The organism is Microbacterium sp. Leaf351, from assembly GCF_001423825.1.
GTDB lineage: Bacteria > Actinomycetota > Actinomycetes > Actinomycetales > Microbacteriaceae > Microbacterium > Microbacterium ginsengisoli.
The window spans coordinates 17,401-24,074 of sequence record NZ_LMPK01000038.1 but is presented as its reverse complement, the minus strand read 5'-3'; the positions used below and the strand labels follow the sequence as shown (position 1 = coordinate 24,074).

The window sequence follows — 6,674 nt, the reverse complement described above, 5'->3', positions numbered from 1 at the left end:
CCCCCTCGCCGAGCGACGTCGACCCGATCCTCGTCACACCGGGACCGGCCGGATTCATCGTCGGCGGCGTTCTCGCCGTCGCCGTCTTCTTCCTCGTATGGGACATGCTGCGCCGCATCCGCCGCGGAAACTACCGCGCGCAGATCAACGAAGAACTCGACGCCGCAGAGGATGCCGCGGCATCCGGCGACGACGACGGGTCGCCCCGCGCCTGACGACGGCCGCCCGCTCAGGCGTTGAAGGCCGGACGGAGGCAGATGAGCAGGCTCGCCGCCCAGTGGCACAGGAACGCGAGCACGGTGCACACGTGGAAGATCTCGTGGAAGCCGAACGCCCCGGGCCACGGGTTCGGCCGCTTCAGCGCGTAGACGACGGCGCCGGCCGTATAGAGCAGCCCGCCGACGACGACCAGCACCATCATCGCGACGTTCGCCGCGACCAGATCGCCGATGTACATGACCGCCGCCCAGCCGAGCACTATGTAGAGCGCGACGTAGAGCCAGCGCGGCGCGTTGATCCAGAGCACGCGGAAGAGGATGCCGAGGAGCGCCCCACCCCACACCAGGGACAGCAGGAGCGTCGACTTCTGGGGAGGGAGGGCGAGGAGACCGAGCGGCGTGTACGTGCCCGCGATCAGCAGCAGGATGTTCGCGTGGTCGATGCGCTTGAGCGTCGCCTTGACGCGCGGTCCCCAGTTGAAGCGGTGGTACACGGCGGAGTTGCCGAACAGCAGCAGCGAAGTGGTCATGAAGATCGCCGCCGCCCACTTCGCGACGGTGCCGTCTGCGAGGCAGATGAGCACGATGCCGGCGGCGAGGGCCACGGGGAACGTGCCGGCGTGGATCCAGCCGCGCCAGGTGGGCTTGAGATCCGTGTGCGCGGCAACCGCTCCTGCCTCGAGGAGCGGGAGCTGAGGGACGTCTCGCGAAGAACGGCTCATCGGAACGAGACTACGGGCGTGCCCATGCCAGCCGTCGTACATGGGGTGAATACGCAGCAGAGCGATAGCGTAGGACGGTGATGTCGAGCCGAACGCAGGAGGGCCGCGGTCCGCTGTACCGCCTCTACATCAACAGTCTGCTGCGTCAGATCCCGCCTGCCCAGGTGCCGCGTCACGTCGCGATGATGATCGACGGCAACCGGCGGTGGGCGAGACAGCTCGGTTACGACTCGGCCGCACACGGGCATCGTGCCGGCGCGGCCAAGATGCGCGAGTTCCTGCGCTGGTGCGACGACGTGGGCGTCTCGGTGGCCTCGCTCTACCTGCTCTCTGTCGACAACCTCCGTAAACGGGACAGCGGAGAGCTCACCGACCTCATCGAGATCATCGGCCAGCTCGCCGACGATCTGTCCCATGAACGGGACTGGCGCGTGCAGCCCGTCGGTCGACTCGACCTCCTTCCCGACGAGCTGCAGCGCGTGCTGAGAGATGTCGCCTACCGCACCGCCGCGCACACGGGCATGCACGTCAACCTCGCGATCGGGTACGGCGGACGCGGCGAGATCGTCGACGCGGTGCGCAGCATCATCACCCAGCACGACGAGCGTGGCGGAACCCTCGAGGAGCTCGCCGCGAGCCTCACGCCCGAGCAGATCGCCGAGCATCTCTACACCGGAGGGCAGCCCGATCCCGACCTGGTCATCCGTACCTCGGGGGAGCAGCGCCTCAGCGACTTCCTGCTCTGGCAGAGCGCCCACAGCGAGTTCTACTTCGTGGAGGCGCTCGGCCCCGACCTGCGCGAGGTCGACTTCCTGCGCGCCATCCGCGACTTCGCCTCACGTGATCGCCGTTTCGGCGGCTGATCAGGTACTTCTCGCGCGTATCACGACGGACGCGGGCTGTTCACGAAGCGGTAACGCGAGACACGCCGCGTCGAATGCGGGTGATGCAGCCGTTGGTCGTAGGTTGTGCTCATCGGGCAAGGCGCCCGGTCGAGTCGGCCACCTGGATCGCGACTCGTGGCCCAACGGTCGACTCGCGAGTCACCGGGACACGTCCCGGGTCGGGAGCGGTTGTGACCACACGAGCACCACGCCAGCAGNNNNCCTCCGTCCTGCTGAGCGATCCACGCGCGTTCTTCCGGTTCGCGGAGCACTCCGTCGTGATCCCCGTCGTGGTGATCACCGAACTCGAAGGGAAGCGGCACGATCCCGAACTCGGCTACTTCGCCCGGCAGGCTCTTCGCCACCTCGACGAGTTGCGCGTCGAGCACGGCAGACTCGACTTCCCGGTCCCGGTCGGCGAGGGCGGAACGCTCCGCGTGGAGCTGAACAACACTGATCCGACGGTGCTCCCCTCGGGCCTGCGCCTGGGAGACAACGATTCGCGCATCCTCGCTGTCGCGCTGAACCTCATGTCCGAGGGTCACGACGTGACCGTGGTCTCCAAAGACCTCCCGATGCGCGTGAAGGCGTCCTCCCTCGGCATCATCGCCGAGGAGTACCTGGCCGAGCAGGCCGTGGACTCGGGCTGGACGGGGATCGCCTCGGTGAATCTCACGGGCGATGAGATGAGCGACCTCTACGAGACGGAGATCGCGGTGAGCGAGGATGCCGCAGGCCTCCCCGTCAACACCGGTCTCATCATCCACTCCGAGCGGGGCTCGGCACTCGGCCGGGTTTCGGGTGACGGCTCGTTCCGCCTCGTGCGTGGCGATCGCGATGTCTTCGGCCTCCACGGTCGCTCCGCCGAGCAGCGCATCGCGATCGACCTGCTCACCGACCCCGGCGTCGGCATCGTGTCCCTCGGTGGGCGCGCCGGCACCGGCAAGTCGGCGCTCGCCCTCTGCGCGGGTCTCGAGGCAGTGCTCGAACGGCAGCAGCAGCGCAAGATCATCGTGTTCCGGCCGCTGTTCGCGGTCGGTGGCCAGGAGCTCGGCTACCTTCCCGGTGACCAGGCCGAGAAGATGAACCCCTGGAGTCAGGCGGTGTTCGACACGCTGGGCTCGGTGGTCTCTTCCAACGTGCTCGAGGAGGTCACCGAGCGCGGCATCCTCGAGGTCCTCCCGCTCACCCACATCCGCGGTCGCTCGCTGCACGACGCGTTCGTGATCGTCGACGAGGCGCAGTCGCTCGAGCGCAACGTGCTTCTGACCGTGCTCAGCCGCATGGGGCAGAACTCCCGCGTCGTGCTCACCCACGACGTCGCCCAGCGTGACAATCTGCGCGTCGGACGGCACGACGGCGTGGCCTCGGTGATCGAGACGCTCAAGGGGCACGAGCTGTTCGGTCACGTCACGCTCCAGCGCAGCGAGCGGTCGGCGATCGCGGCCCTCGTGACCGATCTGCTCGAGGCCGGCGAACTGTCCTGAGGCATCTCGAGCGCCCCCCTGAAAGATGAGAACACTCTCATCTGGAAAGGGGGGCGTTCGGCGCCTGGACGCGTCAGGATGGATGCAGCGGCGACGAGGTTCGCCTGCCGCATCGGATCGGCTCCCCCCACCCCCCCCATGTCGATCCGGTGGATAACTGAGTGATCGCGACGGACCCCCCGGTTGTCGCGACCGAGGATCGGACGGTTCGGGTTCCGAGTCTCCTCGTCAGCCCCCGGTGCCCCCACACCGGGGGCTTCTCTCATGAGGGGTCAGTCCCACCGATAGCCGGCTCCGCGCACCGTCGTGATGCGATCGGCGCCGAGCTTGCTGCGGAGGTAACGAACGTAGACATCGACCACGTTCGAGCCGGGATCGAAGTCGAGACCCCAGACCTTGCTCAGCAGATACTCGCGGCTCAGCACCTGGCCGGGGTGCCGGAGGAACTGCTCGGCGAGCGCGAACTCCCGCGCTGACAGATCGAACTCCCGTCCGTCGACGGCGGCCCGTCGGGTCATGACGTCGAGGGCGACCTCCCCGCGCACGATCGTCACGGGCGTCGTGGGCGTGGTGTTCTCGCGCAACCGAGAGCGCACCCGAGCCAGCAGCTCCTCGAACGTGAAGGGCTTCGCGACGTAGTCGTTCGCGCCGGCATCCAGCCCATCCACCGTGTCGCGTGTCGACGTGCGGGCGGTCAGCATGATGATCGGCACGGAGGAGCCCTGCCCGCGCACCTGACGCAGGACCTCGAAGCCGTCGATGCCGGGGAGTCCGACGTCGAGGAGGACGAGATCGATGTCGGGGGAGAGCGCACGTTCCGCGCCGTCGAAGCCGTTGTCCACGATCTCCGTCTCGTAGCCGGCGGTCTCCAATCCCCGCTGCACGAAGGTCGCGATACGGGGTTCGTCTTCGACGATGAGGATGCGGGTCATTCGGAGGCCTTCCGCTGGTGCAGCACGTCTTCGGCGCGCACCGGAGTCGGCAGCGCGGGGGCACTGCGGTGCAGGGGGAGTTCGATCGTGAGCGTGGCGCCGCCGCCCGGCGTCTCCGTCACGACGCAGGAACCGCCGTGAGCCCGGGCGATCGCGTCGACGATCGCGAGGCCCAGGCCCGAACCGTTCACGCCGCGCCCCGCCTGCGCCCTGTCGAACCGTCGGAACACGCGCCGCCGGTCCGCGGGTGCGATGCCGGGTCCGTGATCGCGCACCCACAGCCGAGCGACGTCGTCCACGACCGCGCTGCCGATCTCGATCGTGCTGCCCGCGGGTGCGTACTTCGCCGCATTGTCGGCCAGCTGCAGCCATGCCTGGCGCAGACGCGCGTCGTCGCCCACGACGACGCCCGAGCCTCGGTCGGTGACGACCCAGAGATGATCGGGGATGGCCGTGACGAGCCCGCCGACCCGAAGGGTCAGATCGAACACGTCGATGTCCTGGCGCTGGAACTGGTCGCTGTCCTCCGCGGACGCGAGGAGGTCGATGTCATCGACGAGCTGGGTCATGCGGTCGAGCTCGGACAGGCCGAGCTGACGGACGCCCTCGACATCGACGGGGTCGCGCGGATTCATCATCTCGAGATGGCCGCGCATGATCGTCAGGGGTGTCTTCAGTTCGTGCCTGACGTCGTCGAGCAGTTGCCGCTGGGTGTCGACGGAGGCCTCGAGACGGTCGAACATAGAATTCACCGTGCGCGTGAAGTCGGCGATCTCGTCATCGCCGTCGGTCTCGACCCGGTCGCCGAAGTGGCCGAGTGTCACGGCTTCCGCGGTCTCCTGGAGTCGACGCAACGGTGCGAGCAGTCGTCCGGTCAGGAACCAGCTCATGAGCGCGACGGCGGCGAGCACTGCGACTCCGGCGATCGCGTAGCTGATCACCGAGGCGCGGAACGGCAGCAGCTCGGCGTCGAGCCCGACGATCCGCACGTAGGCGCCGGTGCGCCCGTCGCCCGGCACCGAGACCGGCTGCACGATGTAGCGCACGGTGCCGGCATCGGCGGTCGTGACCGTGCCCAGCACGGTGTGCCCGTCGGCACCCGGTTGGGCGAGGGCGGCGGAGACGATCTCCTTCTCGTCGCCCTCACCGAACTCCGTGCCGGCGGCCGGAAACACAGCCGCCTGTCCGTCGACGATGCCGAAGACCGCCTCGTTGGGCACCGGCAGGAAGCCGGTCACGACCGACTCGAGGTACGCGGACACCGACGTAGCCGTGGCCGGTGACGGCAGGCTCTTCACCTTCTCGGTGAGCTTCGCGTCGATGCTCGCGAGCGTGCGCTCGTACTGCAGGAAGAAGCTGATGGCGCCGGTCAGCAGCAGTCCGAGCGTCGTGACGGCCACGAGAGCGCTGAGGATCCGCATGCGCGCGGACGTGACTCGCCGTGACTGCTCCACGCTCCGATTATGGCGCGACCCGCCTGCGGCCCCTCGGAAGAGGCCACAGGCGGGTCGGATGCCGCGGGGTCAGCCGGCGTGCGTCATCGAGAGCAGGTCGAGCTTCTCGTCGAGCTGCTCGAGGGTGATCTCGCCGCGCTCGACGTAGCCGAGGTCGATGACCGCCTCGCGCACCGTGATGCCCTTCTTGACCGAGTGCTTCGCGATCTTGGCGGCGGCCTCGTAGCCGATCACCTTGTTGAGGGGCGTGACGATCGACGGCGACATGCCGGCGAACGCGGCGGCACGCTCGAGGTTCGCCTCGAGGCCGTCCACCGTCTTGTCGGCGAGAACGCGGGTCGCGTTCGCGAGCAGACGGATCGACTCGAGCAGCGCCGTGCCCATGACCGGGATCGCGACGTTCAGCTCGAACGCGCCGGATGCCCCGGCCCACGCGACCGTCGCGTCGTTGCCGATGACCCGCGCGGCGACCATGAGTGTCGCCTCGGGGATGACGGGGTTGACCTTGCCGGGCATGATCGAGGAGCCGGGCTGAAGGTCGGGGATGTGCAGCTCGCCGAGGCCCGTGTTCGGGCCGGAGCCCATCCACCGCAGGTCGTTGTTGATCTTGGTGAGCGACACCGCGATGGTGCGCAGGGCGCCGGATGCCTCGACGAGGCCGTCTCGCGCGCCCTGGGCCTCGAAGTGGTCTTCGGCCTCGGTGATCGGCAGGCCGGTCTCGGCGGCGAGCAGGGCGATGACCTTCTGTGGGAAGCCGAGCGGGGTGTTGATGCCGGTGCCGACGGCCGTGCCGCCGAGGGGCACCTCGCTCACGCGGGGGAGCACGGCATCGATGCGCTCGATGCCGAGACGCACCTGGCGTGCGTAGCCGCCGAATTCCTGCCCGAGGGTGACGGGCGTGGCATCCATCAGGTGGGTGCGGCCCGACTTGACGGCGTCCTTCCAGAGCACGGCCTTCTTCTCCAGTGCCACCGCGA

Annotated in this window: 6 protein-coding genes and 1 pseudogene; 3 read left to right on the top strand and 4 right to left on the bottom strand. The window is 68.5% G+C overall.

Annotation, left to right across the window (positions count from 1 at the left end; genetic code table 11):
* Positions 1 to 215: FeoB-associated Cys-rich membrane protein (locus tag ASG00_RS15500; protein WP_082483249.1), on the top strand; the 215-nt coding region annotated here is incomplete at its 5' end.
* Between the two features lie 14 nt (positions 216 to 229).
* On the opposite strand, the gene trhA is transcribed toward ASG00_RS15500, so the two are convergent.
* Positions 230 to 940 carry a PAQR family membrane homeostasis protein TrhA gene (gene trhA, locus ASG00_RS12855; protein WP_056210092.1) on the bottom strand — a complete coding sequence of 237 codons (711 nt, stop codon included), beginning with the start codon at positions 938 to 940 and terminating at the stop codon, positions 230 to 232.
* Between the two features lie 80 nt (positions 941 to 1,020).
* Here trhA and ASG00_RS12850 point away from each other — a divergent pair, with 80 nt between their 5' ends.
* Together ASG00_RS12850 and ASG00_RS12845 are read left to right on the top strand one after the other, a co-directional pair.
* Entirely contained in the window at positions 1,021 to 1,803 is a 783-nt protein-coding gene (locus ASG00_RS12850) for an isoprenyl transferase (protein ID WP_056210090.1), read from the top strand.
* A gap of 243 nt (positions 1,804 to 2,046) precedes the next feature.
* Positions 2,047 to 3,311: PhoH family protein (locus ASG00_RS12845; protein ID WP_156456262.1), on the top strand; the 1,265-nt coding region annotated here is incomplete at its 5' end.
* A gap of 272 nt (positions 3,312 to 3,583) precedes the next feature.
* Here ASG00_RS12845 and ASG00_RS12840 read toward each other — a convergent pair.
* The 3 genes and pseudogenes from ASG00_RS12840 to ASG00_RS12830 all read right to left on the bottom strand — a co-directional run.
* Positions 3,584 to 4,243: a response regulator transcription factor gene (locus ASG00_RS12840; RefSeq protein WP_045248685.1), complete on the bottom strand. Its 660-nt coding sequence runs from the start codon at positions 4,241 to 4,243 to the stop codon at positions 3,584 to 3,586.
* A complete protein-coding gene (locus ASG00_RS15855) occupies positions 4,240 to 5,697 on the bottom strand; it encodes a sensor histidine kinase (RefSeq protein WP_235557413.1) in 1,458 nt (485 codons plus the stop codon). The genes ASG00_RS12840 and ASG00_RS15855 overlap by 4 nt, the downstream gene beginning before the upstream one ends.
* A 69-nt stretch (positions 5,698 to 5,766) precedes the next feature.
* Positions 5,767 to 6,674, bottom strand: a pseudogene (locus tag ASG00_RS12830) (lyase family protein); the annotation flags it as partial.